Source organism: Afipia felis ATCC 53690 (assembly GCF_000314735.2).
GTDB lineage: Bacteria > Pseudomonadota > Alphaproteobacteria > Rhizobiales > Xanthobacteraceae > Afipia > Afipia felis.
In genome coordinates, this window is record NZ_KB375270.1 from 2,862,206 (window position 1) to 2,879,983 (window position 17,778).

The 17,778-nt window shown below is 63.0% G+C and carries 13 protein-coding genes; 7 read left to right on the plus strand and 6 right to left on the minus strand.

From position 1 onward, the window contains the following. Positions 1-149 precede the first annotated feature (149 nt). Both rho and HMPREF9697_RS13570 read left to right on the plus strand, forming a co-directional pair. Entirely contained in the window at positions 150-1,415 is a 1,266-nt protein-coding gene (gene rho / locus HMPREF9697_RS13565) for a transcription termination factor Rho (protein ID WP_002717803.1), read from the plus strand. Positions 1,416-1,544: 129 nt separating this feature from the next. Continuing rightward, entirely contained in the window at positions 1,545-2,759 is a 1,215-nt protein-coding gene (locus HMPREF9697_RS13570; RefSeq protein ID WP_002717804.1) for a glycosyltransferase family 87 protein, read from the plus strand. On the opposite strand, the gene HMPREF9697_RS13575 is transcribed toward HMPREF9697_RS13570, so the two are convergent. Both HMPREF9697_RS13575 and HMPREF9697_RS13580 read right to left on the minus strand, forming a co-directional pair. Continuing rightward, positions 2,756-3,448 (minus strand): methyltransferase domain-containing protein, encoded by a 693-nt coding sequence (locus HMPREF9697_RS13575; RefSeq protein WP_002717805.1) that lies wholly within the window; start codon positions 3,446-3,448, stop codon positions 2,756-2,758. The genes HMPREF9697_RS13570 and HMPREF9697_RS13575 overlap by 4 nt on opposite strands. Continuing rightward, complete coding sequence (locus HMPREF9697_RS13580; RefSeq protein ID WP_002717806.1) at positions 3,445-5,499, minus strand: thioredoxin domain-containing protein; 2,055 nt, start codon at positions 5,497-5,499, stop codon at positions 3,445-3,447. The genes HMPREF9697_RS13575 and HMPREF9697_RS13580 overlap by 4 nt, the downstream gene beginning before the upstream one ends. A 102-nt stretch (positions 5,500-5,601) precedes the next feature. Between HMPREF9697_RS13580 and mnmE the strand changes: the two genes are divergently transcribed. The 5 genes from mnmE (at position 5,602) to HMPREF9697_RS13605 (ending at position 11,669) form a co-directional block, all read left to right on the plus strand. Further along, a complete protein-coding gene (mnmE, locus tag HMPREF9697_RS13585; protein ID WP_002717807.1) occupies positions 5,602-6,924 on the plus strand; it encodes a tRNA uridine-5-carboxymethylaminomethyl(34) synthesis GTPase MnmE in 1,323 nt (440 codons plus the stop codon). 173 nt (positions 6,925-7,097) lie between these two features. Continuing rightward, the gene (mnmG, locus tag HMPREF9697_RS13590; protein ID WP_002717808.1) at positions 7,098-8,972 is read left to right on the plus strand and encodes a tRNA uridine-5-carboxymethylaminomethyl(34) synthesis enzyme MnmG; all 1,875 of its coding nucleotides are present in this window, start codon (positions 7,098-7,100) and stop codon (positions 8,970-8,972) included. A 105-nt stretch (positions 8,973-9,077) separates the two neighbouring features. Then, the gene (gene rsmG / locus HMPREF9697_RS13595) at positions 9,078-9,761 is read left to right on the plus strand and encodes a 16S rRNA (guanine(527)-N(7))-methyltransferase RsmG (protein ID WP_002717809.1); all 684 of its coding nucleotides are present in this window, start codon (positions 9,078-9,080) and stop codon (positions 9,759-9,761) included. After that, positions 9,758-10,606 (plus strand): ParA family protein, encoded by an 849-nt coding sequence (locus tag HMPREF9697_RS13600; protein ID WP_002717810.1) that lies wholly within the window; start codon positions 9,758-9,760, stop codon positions 10,604-10,606. Before rsmG ends, HMPREF9697_RS13600 begins: the two co-directional genes overlap by 4 nt. Positions 10,607-10,778: 172 nt before the next feature. Next, positions 10,779-11,669, plus strand: coding sequence for a ParB/RepB/Spo0J family partition protein (locus HMPREF9697_RS13605; RefSeq protein ID WP_002717811.1), 891 nt, complete (start codon positions 10,779-10,781; stop codon positions 11,667-11,669). 51 nt (positions 11,670-11,720) lie between these two features. Here the strand turns inward: HMPREF9697_RS13605 and HMPREF9697_RS13610 are convergent, their stop codons facing one another. The 4 genes from HMPREF9697_RS13610 to leuS all read right to left on the minus strand — a co-directional run bounded on the left by HMPREF9697_RS13610 (position 11,721) and on the right by leuS (position 17,762). Then, on the minus strand, positions 11,721-13,439 hold the full coding sequence (locus tag HMPREF9697_RS13610) for a glycosyltransferase family 39 protein (RefSeq protein ID WP_002717812.1): 1,719 nt from the start codon (positions 13,437-13,439) through the stop codon (positions 11,721-11,723). Between the two features lie 123 nt (positions 13,440-13,562). After that, positions 13,563-14,591 (minus strand): DNA polymerase III subunit delta, encoded by a 1,029-nt coding sequence (gene holA, locus HMPREF9697_RS13615; RefSeq protein ID WP_002717813.1) that lies wholly within the window; start codon positions 14,589-14,591, stop codon positions 13,563-13,565. An 8-nt stretch (positions 14,592-14,599) separates the two neighbouring features. Then, positions 14,600-15,154, minus strand: coding sequence for an LPS assembly lipoprotein LptE (gene lptE / locus HMPREF9697_RS13620; RefSeq protein ID WP_002717814.1), 555 nt, complete (start codon positions 15,152-15,154; stop codon positions 14,600-14,602). Next, positions 15,141-17,762: a leucine--tRNA ligase gene (leuS, locus tag HMPREF9697_RS13625; RefSeq protein WP_002717815.1), complete on the minus strand. Its 2,622-nt coding sequence runs from the start codon at positions 17,760-17,762 to the stop codon at positions 15,141-15,143. The genes lptE and leuS overlap by 14 nt, the downstream gene beginning before the upstream one ends. Positions 17,763-17,778 lie beyond the last annotated feature (16 nt).

Below are 17,778 nucleotides of genomic sequence, written 5' to 3' on the forward strand. Positions count from 1 at the left end.
GACGCGTTCCGGTTCTTCCGGTCATCGCATCAAGCTCGAAGCCGCCCGGCACCTTTCTCAGCCAAAGACCTGCGCCAACCGAGACCTTCTTTTCGCATTTCGCAGGCGAAAACCCCCTTTTTCTCTCTACTTCTCATCAGGATACTCCCATGCGGGAAATGAAACTTCAGGACCTCAAGGCCAAGACGCCGGCCGAGCTCGTCTCGTTCGCCGAAGAACTCGGGGTCGAAAACGCCAGCACCATGCGCAAGCAGGAGCTGATGTTTGCCATCCTCAAGCTGCTGGCGAGCCAGGAAACCGACATTATCGGCGAAGGCGTCGTCGAGATCCTCTCCGACGGCTTCGGGTTCCTCCGTTCCTCGGACGCAAACTATCTGCCGGGCCCGGACGACATCTACGTCTCGCCCTCGCAGATCCGCCGCTTCGGTTTGCGCACCGGTGACACCATCGAGGGCCAGATCCGTTCGCCGAAGGAAGGCGAACGCTATTTCGCGCTTCTCAAGGTCAACACCCTCAATTTCGAAGATCCGGAAAAGTCCAAGCACAAGGTCAATTTCGATAACCTGACGCCGCTCTTCCCCGACGAGCGCTTCAAGCTCGAACTCGACGACCCGACCCGTAAGGATCTGTCGCCGCGCGTGATCGACATCGTCGCGCCGATCGGCAAAGGCCAGCGCGCGCTGATCGTTGCGCCGCCACGCACCGGCAAGACGGTGTTGATGCAGAACATCGCCCACGCCATCACCACCAATCATCCGGAATGCTATCTGATCGTGCTTTTGATCGATGAGCGCCCGGAAGAAGTCACCGACATGCAGCGTTCGGTGAAGGGCGAGGTCGTGTCCTCAACGTTCGACGAGCCTGCGGTACGTCACGTTCAGGTCGCGGAAATGGTGATCGAGAAGGCCAAGCGCCTGGTCGAACATGGCCGCGACGTCGTGATCCTGCTCGACTCGATTACCCGCCTCGGCCGCGCCTACAACACGGTCGTGCCGTCTTCGGGCAAGGTGCTGACCGGTGGTGTTGACGCCAACGCCCTGCAGCGTCCGAAGCGCTTCTTCGGTGCAGCTCGTAACATCGAGGAAGGTGGTTCGCTCACGATCATCGCGACCGCGCTGGTCGATACCGGAAGCCGCATGGACGAAGTGATCTTCGAAGAGTTCAAGGGCACCGGCAACTCCGAACTCATCCTCGACCGCAAGGTTTCCGACAAGCGCACCTTTCCGGCAATCGACATCGCCCGTTCCGGCACGCGCAAGGAAGAACTCATCACCGATCCGCAGACGCTCAAGAAGATGTACGTGCTGCGGCGTATCCTCAACCCGATGGGCACGATGGATGCGATCGAGTTCCTGCTCGACAAGCTGCGTTCGACCAAGAACAATTCCGAATTCTTCGATTCGATGAATACCTGAGCGGTGTGCCATCGTTCGGTTTCAAGGCCCGGCCTCGCGCCGGGCCTTTTGTTTTGGCACGACGCATGTCTCCAAACCGCCTGTTAACGGGCCTGCCCTAGCTTTGCAGGCCCTGATCGAGGGCGCGTGGTGACAGAGATTTTAGGCGAGCCTCAGCAAAAAGTGGGCGGACATTGGCCGGTATCGGTCGATCGTGTCCGTGCGCTTGCGCACTGCTGGCTGATCGCGGCTCCCTTGATGTACGCATGGGATCTATGGGGCCAGACGCGCAACGGGCTGACCAATGGTCTTGGCCGTCCGTTCGGGGATGATTTCATCAATTATTGGTCGGGTGCGTGGCTCACCTGGCATGGCCGGATTGCAGACGTCTACAATTTCGAGGTGTTTCATCTCTTCGAGCGCGCGCTGAGCGGTCCGGATCTGCTCTACTATCATTACGGTTACCCGCCGGTGTTGCTGCTGTTGACCGCGCCGCTGGCATTGGTGCCCTATATACCCGGCCTCGCGCTCTGGCTGATCTCGAGCTGGTATGCGTTCTATCGCGCATTGCGGCTTGCCGCGCCGGATATAGCACTGCTGCTGTCGCTGGCTGTCCCGGCGCTGTTCGTCAATGCGCTCGGTGGCCAGAACGGTGCGTGGAGCGCAGCCTTTCTCGGTGGCGGGCTGATGTTGCTGGACCGTCGCCCGATTGTCGCGGGCGTATTGTTCGGCCTTCTGGTTTACAAACCGCATCTCGGCCTGTTGCTGCCGTTTGCGCTGATGGCAGGCCGGCGCTGGACGGCGTTCGCCTCCGCGACGGTTACGGTGATTGCTCTTGTCGGAGCGAGCCTTGTTCTGTTCGGCCGTGCGCCGTGGCTTGCTTACGCCGATAACCTCGCCGTCCTGAAACATTTCATCTTGGAGGACGGCACCGGGGTCTGGCACCGCATGATGTCGGTGTTCGTGATGATGCGCCACTTCGGGTTCAGCGTCGATGCGTCCTACATCGCGCAAGCTGTCAGCGCGGTGATCGCCGCGGCTGTCGTGGCGCGCTCCTGGTGGCGCGACGATCCGATGGAAATCCGTTACGGCCTGCTGGTTCTCGGTACCTGCCTCGTGACGCCTTATCTGCAGGACTACGATCTGGTGGTCGGTGCGTTCGTTGTCGTGTGGCTGCTTACACTGCAACGGCAGGGCGTGATTTCACGCGCGGTAGCGCAGCTGGCGATGGCGGCCATTCTATTGTGGCCGCTGGTCAACGGAGCCGTCGGCAAGATGACCGGATTTGCGCTTGGGCCGTTTGTGATCGCTCCGCTGTTCGTGCTGTTCGCGAGCCGCAAACAGCAGCATCCCGGCGCATTCTAGATTCTCTTTTTCAGCGCGAGATAAAGGTTCGACGAGAACGGCCCGAGATTGAGGCCCGTGGTACCGATCTTGGCGTCGATATCGGGCGCTGCCTCGGCGGCAAGACGTGCGAGTTTTGCGCGCGTCATCAAAATGAGATTGGCCTCGTCAGACCAGCTTGATTTGCCGAGCAGCGCGCAGGCAGCGCTGAAGCTGCGATCGTTGTAATGCAGCAGCGGAATCGCGGTGTGGTGCTCGACGGGAAAATAGCGATGTGGCACGCTGATGAACACACGGCGGGCGATACGTGCCAGTTCGCGCACGAAATTGATCTGGTTCACAGTACTGCCGACGTGTTCGAGCACCGCATTGGCGGTTGCAATGTCGAATGTGTTGTCGGCGAACGGCAGCGGCGCATTCGGTTCGATCTGCCTGTAATGGACCGCGGGAAACGCGCGCTGGAAATTCTCGGCGCTGCCGATGCCGCACGCGGTGACGTTTGCGAGGTGCGGATAATTCCGCTCGAGTACGTTGGCACCATCAGTCACGACATCCGAGATGCCGATGTCGGCGATGCGGCTGTCATGTGAAGGCTGCATCTGCGCAAGAAAATCGGCATAGATTTTTTCCCGCGCGGCGATCAGAAGCCGTTCGGCGAAACCTGCAGGCTTGATGACCTGATAATATTTGTCGTCGACCGTGCCGCTCATTGCAGGCGCCCTTCCGAGGCTGACGCTTCTCCGCGTAGAACGAAGGCCGCCAACGCATGCGGCTCCGTCATCGGCAGCGAACATGTTTGGCCCCGGCAGATGAAAGCGGCGGCTTCGCCACCCGGCGCGATCTTGTCCGCCGCCGGATGATGCGGCGGCAGTTTTGCCGGGTCGGGGACGTGCAAGACGATGGTGTTGGCATGGGGCAGCGCGCGCGCGGTCTTGAGCAGTGCGTCGGCCTCCTCGCCCTGACCGGTGATCACGATTTCCGCGCCTGCAAGGTAGAGATCGAGCGCGTTCAGAAGCGACAGATGGCCGAACATGTTGCGGGCTGCCGCCGAGAGCATATGCGCGAACAGCATGTCGAGTTGGCGCCGCCAGCGTTCGTCACCGGTGAGCACCGCGAGGCGCGCGAGATTCTGCGCGGTCAATCCGATGTGGTTCGGAATGGCGTCGTCCACGCTCGAATGCGGCCGCAGGATCAGCCCCTCGGCGTCGTCGGCGGTAAGGAAGTAACCGCCGTGCTGCGGATCACCGTAATGGGTGTCGAGATCGGCCTGCCACAGGATGGCCTGATCGAGGAACAGATGGTCACCGGTGGCTTCATGCAGCGCGAGCGCGGCGCGGATCATCGCGGCGTTGTCGGAGGCAAGCGCAGGCTGCAGCAGTTTTCCCGCGCGCCAGGAATGGCCAAGCCTGTCGTGGCGGCTCATGGTGGTGGTAACGAATCCGAACACGGTGCAGGCAAGCGTCAGCCAGTCCGGCCGGTTGAAGGCACCCGCCGCGTGCGCGAGCGCGGCGATCATCAATCCGTTCCAGTCGGCGAGCACCTTGTCATCGAGGCCGGGATGCACGCGCTTCTCGCGCGCGCGGAACAGAATCGCGCGCAACGCAGCCAACTGTTCGGCTTCGGTCGCGGTGTCGCTGCCATCGTCGAGGCGGTTGAGAATGTTGTGACCCTCGAAATTGCCTTCGGCGCTGACGCCATATTTCGCGGCGAAGAATGTTGCGTCATCAGGGCCGAGCAATTGCGCGATGTCCGATTGCGACCAGACGTAGAAACGTCCCTCCTCGCCCTCGCTGTCGGCGTCGAGTGATGATGAGAAACCGCCCTCTTTCGTCAGCATCTCGCGCTTGAGCCAGCCGACGGTTTCTTCCGCGCGCTGCAGATAAAGCTCATTCGGCGCGCGAGCGTGCTCCAGCGCCAGCATGTCGAGAATCTGCGCATTGTCGTAAAGCATCTTCTCGAAATGCGGCACCAGCCAGCGTTCGTCGACCGAGTAGCGCGCATAGCCGCCACCGAGATGATCGTAGATGCCGCCCTGACTCATTCGCGTCAGCGCGAGATTGGTGGTGATGAAATAACGCTCGTCGCCGGTGCGCGCGCCAGCGCGCCAGAGAAATTCCAGCATCGAACATTGCGGAAATTTCGGCGCACCGCGCAGGCCGCCATTGTCGGGATCGGTCGCGCGCGCGATCGAGCCGGCGGCGTTGTCGAGTTCGTTGAGGCCAATGGAAGCTGTGTCGGCGGAATGCCGTTCATTGAGGCTTCGCGCGATCGCCTCCTTGTTGGCGGCTATCTTGTCCGGCTCGTCGCGATAGATCCGCATGAACTGCTGCATCACATCGATGAAGGATGCGCGGCCGTATTGCGCCTGTTTCGGAAAATAAGTGCCGCCCCAGATCGGCGCGCCGTCGGGCGTCAAAAACATCGTCAGCGGCCAGCCGCCCTGCTGTCCGAGCAGGTGCAGTGCGTTCATGTAGATCTGGTCAATGTCGGGCCGCTCCTCGCGATCAACCTTGATCGCCACAAACTGCTCGTTCATCACCGCCGCGGTAGCCTCGTCCTCGAAGCTCTCGTGCGCCATCACATGACACCAATGGCAGGCCGCGTAACCGATGGAGAGCAAAATGGGCTTGCCGGTCTTCTGTGCCTCGGCCAAGGCTGGCGGCCCCCAGGGCCACCAGTCGACCGGATTGTGCTGATGCTGGAGCAGATATGGGCTGGTTTCGCCGGCCAGCCGGTTTTTGTGCGTTGCAACATCGCTCATGCTGCGGCTCCCTCAGCAATATGTTGCGCCGCAGCAATACGGCGAAACTCCCTTGAACACGGTTTTCGGTTGCCCTCGCCCGTGCTGTCGAACAAATAAGCCATGCCGTTCCAACAACCAACCATTTACGCACTCGCTTCGGGCCGTCCGCCCTCGGCCATCGCGATCGTTCGCGTCTCGGGCCCGCGCGCCGCGGCGGCGCTGGAGATTTTGTGCGGTCGCCTGCCTCGTCCGCGCCTGGCGACACTGGCGACCTTGACCTCGCCGGAGACCGGTCCGATCGACCAGGCCGTGGCGCTCTGGTTCCCGGCGCCGCATAGCGCGACCGGCGAAGACGTCGCGGAATTCCAGCTTCACGGTGGCCGCGCGGTGATCGCGGCGCTGTTCGCGGCACTGGGAAAAATCGATGGCCTGCGTCCGGCGGAGCCCGGCGAATTCACACGCCGTGCGTTCGAGAATGGCAAGCTTGATCTGACCGAGGCCGAAGGTCTCGACGACCTCATTCACGCCGACACCGACCGGCAGCGGAAGCAGGCGCTGCGGCAGTTGCAGGGATTGCTCGGCCATCGCGCGCAGAACTGGCGCAGGCAGATCATCGAGGCGATGGCGCTTGTCGAAGCGGGCATCGATTTTTCCGACGAGGGCGATGTCTCGGAAGAACTGATGGCACCGGCGCTTGCGCGTGTTGATGCGCTGAAAAACGAAATCAAAGAAACCCTTGCGGCATCGGCGCAAAGTGAGCGCCTGCGAGAAGGCCTGCAAGTTGCGATCGCGGGGCCGCCGAACGCAGGCAAGTCGACGCTGCTTAATCGTCTCGCGCGCCGTGAGGCTGCGATCGTTTCGCCGCATGCCGGCACGACGCGTGACGTGATCGAAGTGCATCTCGATCTCGACGGCTATCCGGTGACGCTGATCGACACGGCGGGTCTGCGGGAGACAATCGATCCCGTCGAGCAGGAAGGCGTGCGCCGTGCGCGGGCGCGCGCGGAATCCGCCGACCTCGTGCTGTGGATGTGTGAGGCGGACGAGGTCGCGCGGAAGTCGCCGGAGTTTGCCGGTGGCGCCGCGCCGGTCTGGGTGATCCGCAATAAGGTCGACCTGGCGCCAACGCGGGGCGAGGGTGCCTTTGCGATCTCGGCCGTGACCGGCGAGGGCGTCGATGCGCTGGTCACAGCGCTGGTCGATTACGCCCGCGATTATTTCGGTGGCGGGGAGGCAGCGCTGGTCAGCCGCGCACGGCATCGGGCCCTGCTGACTGAGGCGGTCGAGGCCCTGGAGCGGGCCGGGTCGCGGGCGGGCGAGGGTGACGAAATCGTCGCGGAGGAACTTCGAATCGCGATTCACGCGCTGGGACGACTTCTGGGACGAGTAGATGTCGAGGAGATTCTGGATTCGATCTTTCGCGAATTCTGTATTGGTAAATGAACGGTTGTTTCACGTGAAACGATATAGAGGCGTGGGCCCGTTTTAGGCCGGATAAGCCTTGGATGTTTCACGTGAAACAAATGGAACCGGGCCCTGTTTCACGTGAAACAGGCTCGTCATCCTCAATCGATATTGTTTTGGACGATTTTCAGCTCCCGCTGTAGAAGGACGCCATGCGCGAAACATTCGACGTCATCGTCGTGGGAGGGGGGCATGCCGGCTGCGAGGCCGCGGCGGCGTCCGCGCGCTTTGGCGCCAGAACCGCGCTTCTGACCCACCGTTTTGTGACCATCGGTGCGATGTCCTGCAATCCCGCCATCGGGGGACTCGGCAAGGGGCATCTGGTGCGGGAAATCGATGCACTGGACGGCGTAATGGGCCGGATGGCGGATGCCGGGGGCATCCAGTTCCGGGTTCTCAACCGCCGCAAAGGTCCAGCGGTGCGCGGCCCGCGTGCCCAGATCGACCGCGCCCTCTATGCGGCGGCGATGCAGGCGGAAATTCGCGAAACGCCCAATCTTACCGTGATCGAGGGCGAGGCCGACGCGCTTGTGCTTGAGGATGGCCGGATCGCGGGGCTGCAACTGGCCGATGGCCGGGAATTCGCCTGCGGGGCGGTGGTTATCACCACGGGCACATTCCTGCGCGGAATCATCCATCTCGGTGAAAACAACTGGCCGGCCGGGCGCATCGACGAGGCTCCGGCGATGGGCCTCTCGAACTCCTTCGAAAAAATCGGATTTACGCTCGGGCGGCTGAAAACCGGCACCCCGGCGCGCCTCAATGGCACCACCATCGACTGGAATGCGGTCGAGCGGCAGCCCGGTGACGATCCGGCCGAACCGTTTTCGACTCTCACCGACAAGATCACGACCCCGCAGGTCGAGTGCGGCATCACTCGCACCACGGCCGCGACGCATGATCTGATCCGGGCTAATGTGCACCGCTCGCCGATGTATTCGGGGCAAATCAAGAGCACCGGGCCGCGTTATTGCCCCTCGATCGAGGACAAGATCGTTCGTTTCGGCGACCGAGACAGCCACCAGATTTTCCTGGAGCCGGAAGGGCTTGAGGATACGACGGTCTATCCGAACGGGATCTCGACCTCGCTGCCGGAAGAGGTCCAGAAGGCCATTCTGACGACGATTCCGGGACTTGAACGGACCCGGATGATCCGCCCGGGCTACGCCATCGAATACGACCATGTCGATCCGCGCGAGTTGGAGCCGACGCTGGAAACCAGGCGCGTGCCGGGGCTTTTTCTGGCCGGGCAGATCAATGGCACCACGGGCTATGAGGAAGCGGCGGCGCAGGGCCTTGTTGCCGGGCTGAACGCCGCGCGGTCGGCCGGAGGCGGCGAGGGCGCGGTGTTCGACCGAGCCGACGGCTATCTCGGCGTCATGATCGATGATCTGACCTCCCGCGGCATCACCGAGCCCTATCGGATGTTCACCTCGCGGGCGGAATATCGCCTGACGCTGCGGGCGGATAATGCCGATCGTCGGCTGACGGAGCGTGGCCTCGCGCTCGGCATCGTCGGTTCAAAACGTCAGGCGAGTTTTGCCGCCAAGATGCAGGCGCTGACGGCCGCCAAGGATGCAGCGAAATCCCTGTCGCTGACGCCAACCGAGGGAATCCGCCATGGCCTTGCGCTCAACCGCGACGGTCAGCGGCGCAGCGCGTTCGAATTGCTGGCCTATCCGGAGATCGGCTGGGCCGATGTCGCGCGGATCTGGCCGCAGCTTGCGGATGTTGTGCCGGCCATCGCCGAACACGTTGAAATTGACGCGAAATACGATGTCTATCTGGCCCGTCAGGCGGCGGATGTCAGTGCCTTCCGGCGTGACGAGGCGCTGGTGCTGACCGGAGTCGATTATGCCGCCGTGCCGGGGCTGTCCAACGAGGCGCGGCAGAAACTGCAAACGGTGCAGCCGCGCACCATCGGGCAGGCCGCGCGGATCGAGGCGATGACGCCGGCTGCGCTCGGCATTCTGGCCGCATACTTGCGGCGGCAGGCGCGTCATCGGCCTGACGCCAAAGCGGGATAGGGCAAAAGGCCTCGGAATCGTTCGAGGAATTGCCGCTGCGCATTCGGACCGCTATTTTCTTTCCGCGCAACAACCGCGCGATGAGTCGATCAAGGCAGACAGACCGTGAGCAAGGCCCGGCTTCCTGAGCCCACTTCCGCTGACAAGGCTGCGGCGCTGGCGCTCGCGCCTGTTTCACGTGAAACGCTGACGCGGCTGGAAGCCTATGTCGACCTGCTGCTGCAATGGCAGGCGGTCACCAATCTGGTTGCGCCCTCGACCCTGCCGACCCTCTGGACCCGGCACATCGCCGATTCGCTGCAGCTTCTCGATCTCGTACCCGGTGCCAAGACCTTCGCTGACTTTGGTAGCGGCGGAGGCTTCCCTGGTGTGGTGCTGGCCTGCGCGCTGGCAGATCATCCCGGCGCGCGGATCGATCTTGTTGAGCGCAACGTCAAGAAGGCGGCTTTCCTGCGTGAGGCGCTGCGAGTCACCGGCGCGGCCGGCGAAGTTCATCACAGGGACATCGTGGATTACGTGGATAGTCGCACCGAGCCTGTCGATTGCGTCACCGCACGGGCGCTGGCCCCGTTACATCAGTTGTTCGGCTTCGCGGAACCCTTGGTCCGGAACGGTGCCAAAGCTTTGTTTCTCAAGGGCCAAGATGTAGAGAGTGAATTGACGGAAGCCACTAAATATTGGACAATTGAGAGCGCCTTGCATCCAAGCCGCACCGGCGGCGACGGTTGCGTGGTCGAGGTGACAGGGATTGTGCGCCGCAGCATGGCTGCGGCGGGAGGGGCGAAATGAACGGGATCGACGGGATTTTTCAGGACACGCCAGCGGATCGCGGCGGGCAGCCCCGGATCATCGCGCTTGCCAACCAGAAGGGCGGCGTTGGCAAGACCACGACCGCGATCAATCTCGGCACCGCGCTGGCCGCGATCGGTGAACGCGTGCTGATCGTCGATCTCGATCCGCAGGGCAACGCCTCGACCGGCCTCGGCATCGACCGCCGCAACCGCAGCTGCTCGACCTATGACGTGCTGATCGGCGAAGCGAAGCTGCGTGAGGCCATTGTGCCGACCGCCGTGCCGCGCCTGCATATCGCGGCCTCGACGATGGATCTGTCGGGTCTCGAGCTTGAACTCGGCACCGCGCGTGACCGCGCCTTCCGTCTGCGCGATGCGATTTCTGATCTCAACACCGACGCGTCGGAAGGCAACGACTACACCTATGTGCTGGTCGATTGCCCGCCGTCGCTCAACCTCATAACCGTCAACGCGATGGCCGCATCGCACGCGATCCTGGTGCCGTTGCAGTGTGAGTTCTTTGCGCTCGAGGGTCTGTCGCAGCTTCTACAGACGGTCGAGCAGGTGCGCTCGACGCTGAATCCGACGCTGTCGATCCACGGCATCGTGCTGACCATGTTCGACTCGCGCAACAATCTGTCGAACCAGGTCGTCGCGGACGTCCGCGAGTTCATGGGCGACAAGGTTTACGACACCATGATTCCGCGTAACGTGCGCATTTCGGAAGCGCCGTCTTACGGCAAGCCGGTGCTGGTCTACGATCTGAAATGTGTCGGCAGCGATGCGTATCTCAAGCTCGCGACCGAAGTGATCCAGCGCGAGCGCGCGCTGCGGATGCATTAGAGACGAGCGGGTTCGCTGTCATTGCGAGCAAGCGAAGCAATCCGGAGCAGCAAAGACAGGCTGGATTGCTTCGTCGCCAATGCTCCCGCAATGACAAACTGCGATGGCTTTGGAGCTGTCGCTTCGAAAAGATTGGTTTGGAGTGCGTGAGATGAGTCCGAGGGAGGCGACGATGGCCGAGGAGCGTTCGCGACTGGGTCGCGGTCTGGCAAGCCTGATCGGCGATGTCGGCGGAGAGGCCGCGCATGTCGAGCGTCCCTCCCGCACGCCGCGCAAGGTGCCGATCGAATTCATCAAGGCCAATCCGAACAATCCGCGCCGGACGTTTTCCGATGCCGAGCTCGACGAGCTGTCGGCCTCGATCAAGCAGCACGGTGTGATCCAGCCGATCGTCGTGCGCGCGGTGAAGGGCGCATCGGATCGGTTCGAGATCATCGCCGGCGAACGGCGCTGGCGCGCATCTCAACGCGCGGGTTTGCACGACGTGCCGATCGTCACGATCGAGGCGAATGACGGTGCCGCGCTCGAGATCGCGATCATCGAGAACGTGCAGCGTTCCGACCTCAATGCGATGGAAGAAGCGCTCGGCTATCACGCGCTCGCCACCACCTACAATCACAGCGCCGACGACATCGCCAGGCTTGTCGGCAAGAGCCGCAGCCATGTCGCCAATACGATGCGGCTGACAAAACTGCCCGAGAGCGTGCAGGCCTATATTTCCGAAGGCAAGCTGTCGGCCGGTCACGCCCGCGCTCTCATCAATGCGACGGATCCCGCCGCCGCCGCGAAGCAGGCAGTTGAGCAGGGCCTGTCGGTGCGTCAGGTCGAGGCGCTGTCGCATGAAGAAGGTGTGCCATCGCGCGGTGCGCAGAAGGCGCGCGGCAAATCCTCCGGCGGAGCGAAGAAGGATGCCGATACGCTGGCGCTGGAGAAACGCATCAGCGATGTGCTCGGCCTCAAGGTCAGCGTCGATCACCGCGATCCCGGCGGCAGTGTGCACATTGCCTATCGCGATCTCGAGCAGCTCGACGAAATCCTGCGCCGCCTCGAAGGCGGTCACTAAGACCTATTCAGGACGAAAATAAGAAAGGCCCGGTTTCCGGGCCTTTTCCCGTTATTGCGGTGTCGCGTCCACAATTGCGGGCCGGGTAATGCGGCGGCGGTCCTTCACCACGCCGATCAGCGTATCCTCACGCATGATGGCGGCGACGGATTGACCCTTGAGCACCTCGTCGCAATTGCCGTGGGTCGGCGCGATGAAGAAATCGGCATGGGGCCAGTCGGCTGTCCAGCGCAGGCGCTGGCTCAGACCCTGTACCTTGAGCTCGCGCTCGAAGGATTTGCGTTCGCCGCAGACTCCGACGCTATAGATCGCCGGCACTGGCTTGTGGTGACCTTCGGTGCGATCGAGAAAGCGCCCCAGTTGCGCGACCGAGGCCGGCATCACCTCGACCCAGTAATCCATCACGTAGCGCCGGGCCGCGCCGTGTATCCCGCCGACCAGCCGGTTGTAATAGAGATACTCATAAGGGTGCAGCTCATAGAGTTGCCGCGCGTTCATGCCGACATCGGCGAGCACCAGCGCGAAGGCCGCCGTGGCGAAGGCGAAATGTCTGCGGCCGAATGAGCCGATCACCGCGTTGAGCGCGACGGCGGCGAGCACCGCGAGGAGTGGCACCACGAACAGGAAATGCCGCATGCCGGTGAAGGCAGGTCCGTGTCCGATCACCTGACAGGCGAGCGGGAACAACACCATGAAAATCACCATGGCGGTTTCGCGGCGCTGAGTTTGTGGAAACAGCCGCGACATGGTTTGCGGCAGCATCACGAGTGCGAGCGAGAGCGCGGCGGCGCCGAGCAGCAACAGCGGAAGGCGGATCGCGAGATAGATCGGCACGTAAAGGCGCGGCGCGGTCGCCATTTCGTAGCGCTGGCCGTCGAGCCATGTCTGGATGTGATAGTGGAATTCCGCGAACTGAAACAAGCCGCGTACCGGATTGAGCGGCGACTGCGCCGCCCACGGCCACGCCGCGATCATGATGAGATAGGCAAGCACAAGCGCGGGCGAGAACCGCAGAATGCAGGTTCCAATGAATCGCAACGCATCGCGCATCGTTGTCGGGCGCGGGATGCGTGCGAGCACCAGCAGGCCCGCATAAACCACGAGCAGCAGCCCAAGCACCTTGATGCCGAGCGCAAGCCCGGTGAAAAGGCCGAGGCCTATCACATCACGCCAGCGCGGCCGCGGCAGGTCGCGCGCAGTGCGAATCAGGAAATAGCTCGCCGTCGTCATGGCTGCGGCGAGCGGAATATCCTTGGTGTGGTTGAACATGGTGCCGTACCACGCCCCGCAAGTCGCAAGCAGCAATGCTGCGAGGAAACCCGCGCGTGGTCCGGCGATCCGGCGCGCCAGCGCGGCTGCGGCGGCGATGCCTCCGATGCCGGCAAGGCCGGTCATCAGATGGCGCAGGTCATAGACTTCCAGCGGGACGATCGGGCTGAGCGCCGCGGCGACGATGTCAAACAGACCGCCGTAGAGATAGAGGTTATCGAACTCAAACAGTGCGCGGTCGGTGAAGCCGCTTTTGTAGTAGTCGAGGATCAACTCGCCGTAATGATGCTGCACCCATTCGTCGTTGGTGACGGCATAGACACGGAAGGTCAGCAGCACGAGAACGAAGATTGTGGCGAGCAGCGCGAGCGTGGCGAGATCGAAGCCGTGAAGCCGGGACAGATGAAATCGAAAGAAAGACGGTTTCGCGTTCGGCGATTTGTCGGTTCGCCGCAGCAACACACCATCACTCTCTTGCCGCTCTCTATCGAGAACGGTCATCGACGCACACAGGCAGGCAAGGGAATCCCCGGCAGAACTGCGATCAGGCGCGCGCAGCCAATCACAGCGAGGGAACCCTGACAATTACTTTGAATGTGCTGCGCCGCACCGTGCGACGAAAGGTTAACCGCGCTGCCGCGCGTTGACCGCAATCGCCATCAAGGCCCGTTGGCCGATGGTGGCGGCGAGGTCGGCTTGCCGGCGCATCTCGAGCGCTGCATCCGCCAGAAGCGTGATGATCCGCAAAAGCCGTTCGGAGGAGAGGTTGCGCAGTGCCGCTTCGACTGCTGTGCGGCGCGAAAAATGCAGCCGCGGGAAGCCGCCGTCGAGCGCATCGCTTTCGCTACGGCCGTCTTCGAGCGAGAGCCGCGCCTTGTGCAGTTGCGCCGCGTGGCGCTGAGCGGAGGCGATGATCTGGCCGGGATAGGTGCCAGCCGCGATCGCCTTGGCGTAGGCGCCTTCCATCACCGCGACCCTGCCGGCGAAGGCGCCGTCGATGATCGGGTCGAGCGCGAGCGCCGAGGCATCGGTGACGATGGCCGCGACATCAGCCAGCGTCACTTCCTTCGCACCATGAGCGTAGAGCGCGAGCTTGCGCACTTCGTTGCGCGAGGCCTGGCGGTCGCCGCCGAGCAGGCTGATCAAAGCGGCGCGGGCTTCGGAAGAAATGGTCGCGCCGATGGTGCGCAATTCCTCGTCGATCAGGCGGGCGAGGTCGCGCTCGGTATCGGCGTAACAGGCGATCGCGACGGCGGTGCGGGAGCGCTCGCACGCTTTTCGCAGAGGCGCGTCGGGTCGCAATTCACCCGCCTCGATGACGATGCGGCAGTCCTTCGGCGGCATGTCGGCGAGCGTATCGATGCCGCTGGCAAAATTGCGCGAGCCCGCGCGAATCCGGATCGCGCGCCGGCCGCCGAACAGCGGGACGGTCATCGCTTCGTCGACAAGGCGCGAGGGATCGGCGGCAAGTTCGTCGCCGTCCATCTTCACCATCGAGAATGGATCGTTGGGATCGTCCACCGCCGAGGCAAGCAACGCGTCCGCGCGCTCGCGCACGAGGCCCGCGTCAGGCCCGTAAAGCAGGATCACCGGGCGCGCCGGGTCTGGCTTGGCGAGAAAGGAATCGATCTCTTTGCCACGCAGCGCCGTCACGGCCGCGGTTACATGTTGGAGAAGAAGAACGAGGCGAGACGGGTGGAAATGTTGTCTGCGATTTCCTTGGCCGCGCGGTCTTCGGCGTCACGCAATCCGCGCTGCTGGGCAAAGCGCTGTTCCTGTCCCGGAATGTCGTAGGACACGCGCGCGGTGGTGCGTCCGCTGATCAGCGGCTTGTTGGTCTCGATCTCGCGGAGCTCGTAGGTGGCGTCGATGCCGTAATTCTCGATATCGGGCCGCGCGGTGGTCGGATTGATGATGATCGACAGCCGCTGGGTGGAGAGCCGAAGCGTCAGCTTGTAGCGTGGTGGCAGGCCGGTGGCGGAACCATAGGCGCTGAACATCATGGCGTTGCGGATCGCGACGCCGAGACGCGCCTCGCGCGAGCCGTTGCTGACGTTGAGCGGCACGAACTCGACTTCCTGCAGCTTTTCGCGCAGGCCGGGTCCACCATTGGGGGTATGTTCCGCATACATCGGCTGGAAACAGCCGGCGGTCAGTGCCCCGAGCAGGGCAATAGCTGCAAGCCGCACGGCGATGCGGGCATTAAACCACGACATTCACGATCCTTTGCGGAACCACGATGATCTTGCGGGGGGTCGCCCCGGCAAGGGCGGTTTTTACCGCATCAAGGGCCAAAACGGCAGCCTCAATTTCCGGATTCGGCGCATTTCGGCCGACCGTGACATCGGCGCGCTTCTTGCCGTTGATCTGGACCGGCAGCGTCATGGAGTCCTCGAGCAACAGCGTCGGATCGGCTTTCGGCCAGGCCGCCTCGGAGACCAGCCCCTCGCCGCCCATCACCTCCCAGCATTGCTCGGCGAGGTGCGGCATCATCGGCGAAATCATCCGTAGCAGGATGTCGATCGCCTCGCGGACGGCGCCGGCCCAGGCCGGGTCGGTCTTCAGCCGGGGATCGTCGATCGCCTCGGCCAGCGAGCCGACGAAGGTATAGAGCTTGGCAATGGCGGTATTGAAGCGCAGCCGCTCAATAGCCTGGGAGACGTCGGCCAGCGTGCGGTGGGCAACAGCGCGCAACGGTTTGGCATCGCCGTTGCCGCCGGAAGCGGCAGCGGCTTTCGGCAGATGCGGCGCGGCGAGATTCACCAGACGCCACACCCGCTGCACGAAGCGGTTCGCGCCCTGCACGCCTTCCTCGCTCCAGATCACGTCGCGGTCGGGCGGCGAATCGGAGAGCATGAACCAGCGCGCGGTATCGGCGCCGTAGGTACCGATGATGTCGTCGGGGTCGATGGTGTTGCGCTTCGACTTCGACATCTTCTCGATCGAGCCGATCTCGACCGGCGCGCCGCCATCGAGCAGCGTGGCGCGGCGGGCATCGCCCATGCCCTCGATGCTGATTTCGCTCGGTGCGGCCCAGCTTCCGTCGGCCTTCTTGTAGGTCTCGTGCACCACCATGCCCTGCGTGAACAGGCCGGCGAACGGCTCGTCGATGCCGACATGGCCGGTGGCCTTCATCGCGCGGGTGAAGAAGCGCGAATAGAGAAGATGCAGGATCGCGTGCTCGATGCCGCCGATATATTGGTCGACCGGCATCATCTTGTCGGCGACCGCGCGCGTGGTCGGCGCGTTCTCGTTCCACGGATCGGTGAAGCGCGCGAAGTACCATGACGAGTCGACAAACGTGTCCATCGTGTCGGTCTCGCGCCGCGCCTGGCCACCACATTGCGGGCAGGCGACGTGCTTCCACGTCGGGTGGCGGTCGAGCGGATTGCCGGGGCGGTCGAAATTGATGTCGTCCGGCAGTTGCACCGGAAGATCCTTCACCGGCACCGGCACGATGCCGCAGCTCTCGCAATGGATGATCGGGATCGGGCAGCCCCAATAGCGCTGGCGCGAAATGCCCCAGTCGCGCAGGCGATAGTTCACCTGACGTTTGGCGACCGTGCGGTTGCCGAGCGTCGCGGTCTCCAGCCGCTTTGCGACCTCTTCCTTCGCCGCCGCGATGGTCATGCCATCGAGGAAGCGCGAATTGATCATGCGGCCGTCGCCGTCATAGGCGGTGTCGGTGATGACGAAGGTTTTCGGGTCCTGTCCTTCGGGACAGACCACCGGCGTGTTGCCGAGCCCGTATTTGTTGACGAAGTCGAGGTCGCGCTGGTCGTGCGCGGGGCAGCCGAAGATCGCGCCGGTGCCGTAATCCATCAGCACGAAATTCGCGACGTACACCGGCAACTGCCAGTTCGCGTCGAACGGATGCTGTGCGCGGATGCCGGTGTCGAAGCCCATCTTCTCGGCGGTGTCGATTTCCGCCTGCGCGGTGCCGTGACGGCGGCACTCCTCGATGAAGCTTGCGAGTTCGGGATTCGATTTCGCCGCCTCGGCCGCGAGCGGATGATCCGGCGAGAGCGCTACGAATTTTGCGCCGAACAGCGTGTCGGGGCGCGTCGTGAAAATCTCAACTTCGCTTTCGCCGTTCGGAGCGGTTTTGCCGTCGAGCGCGAAACGCACCAGGAGGCCCTCGCTGCGGCCGATCCAGTTGCGCTGCATCAGCCGCACCTTGTCGGGCCAGCGGTCCAATGTGTCGAGCGCGGCGAGCAATTCTTCCGAATAGTCGCTGATCTTGAAGAACCATTGCGTCAGTTCGCGCTGCTCGACGAGTGCGCCGGACCGCCAGCCGCGGCCGTCGATCACCTGCTCGTTGGCGAGTACGGTCTGGTCGACCGGGTCCCAATTCACCTTCGACTGTTTGCGCTCGACCAGTCCCGATTTCAGGAAATCGAGAAACATCCGCTGCTGGTGCTTGTAGTATTTGGGATCGCAGGTCGCGATCTCGCGCGCCCAGTCGAGCGACAGCCCCATCGACTTGAGCTGCTTCTTCATCGTGGCGATGTTTTCGTAGGTCCATTTCGCCGGATGCGTCTTGTTCTGCATCGCGGCGTTTTCCGCCGGCATGCCGAATGCATCCCAGCCCATCGGATGCAGCACGTTGTGGCCCTTGGCGCGGCGGTAGCGCGCGACCACGTCGCCCATGGTGTAGTTGCGGACGTGGCCCATGTGGATGCGCCCCGACGGGTAGGGGAACATCTCCAGCACATAGTATTTCGGGCGAGGATCGTCGTTGCGGGAGCCGAAAACCCCTTTTTCGTCCCAGATCTGCTGCCAGCGAGGTTCGGCCTCGCGGGCGTTGTAGCGTTCAGTGCTCATAAGGATAAGACGGCCT

Excerpts from the sequence above, each read along its gene's own strand:
- rho (WP_002717803.1), top strand. The coding sequence starts at position 150 with ATGCGGGAAATGAAACTTCAGGACCTCAAGGCCAAGACGCCGGCCGAG.
- HMPREF9697_RS13575 (WP_002717805.1), bottom strand. The coding sequence starts at position 3,448 with ATGAGCGGCACGGTCGACGACAAATATTATCAGGTCATCAAGCCTGCA.
- HMPREF9697_RS13580 (WP_002717806.1), bottom strand. The coding sequence starts at position 5,499 with ATGAGCGATGTTGCAACGCACAAAAACCGGCTGGCCGGCGAAACCAGC.
- mnmE (WP_002717807.1), top strand. The coding sequence starts at position 5,602 with ATGCCGTTCCAACAACCAACCATTTACGCACTCGCTTCGGGCCGTCCG.
- mnmG (WP_002717808.1), top strand. The coding sequence starts at position 7,098 with ATGCGCGAAACATTCGACGTCATCGTCGTGGGAGGGGGGCATGCCGGC.
- HMPREF9697_RS13600 (WP_002717810.1), top strand. The coding sequence starts at position 9,758 with ATGAACGGGATCGACGGGATTTTTCAGGACACGCCAGCGGATCGCGGC.
- HMPREF9697_RS13605 (WP_002717811.1), top strand. The coding sequence starts at position 10,779 with ATGGCCGAGGAGCGTTCGCGACTGGGTCGCGGTCTGGCAAGCCTGATC.
- HMPREF9697_RS13610 (WP_002717812.1), bottom strand. The coding sequence starts at position 13,439 with ATGACCGTTCTCGATAGAGAGCGGCAAGAGAGTGATGGTGTGTTGCTG.
- lptE (WP_002717814.1), bottom strand. The coding sequence starts at position 15,154 with ATGTCGTGGTTTAATGCCCGCATCGCCGTGCGGCTTGCAGCTATTGCC.
- leuS (WP_002717815.1), bottom strand. The coding sequence starts at position 17,762 with ATGAGCACTGAACGCTACAACGCCCGCGAGGCCGAACCTCGCTGGCAG.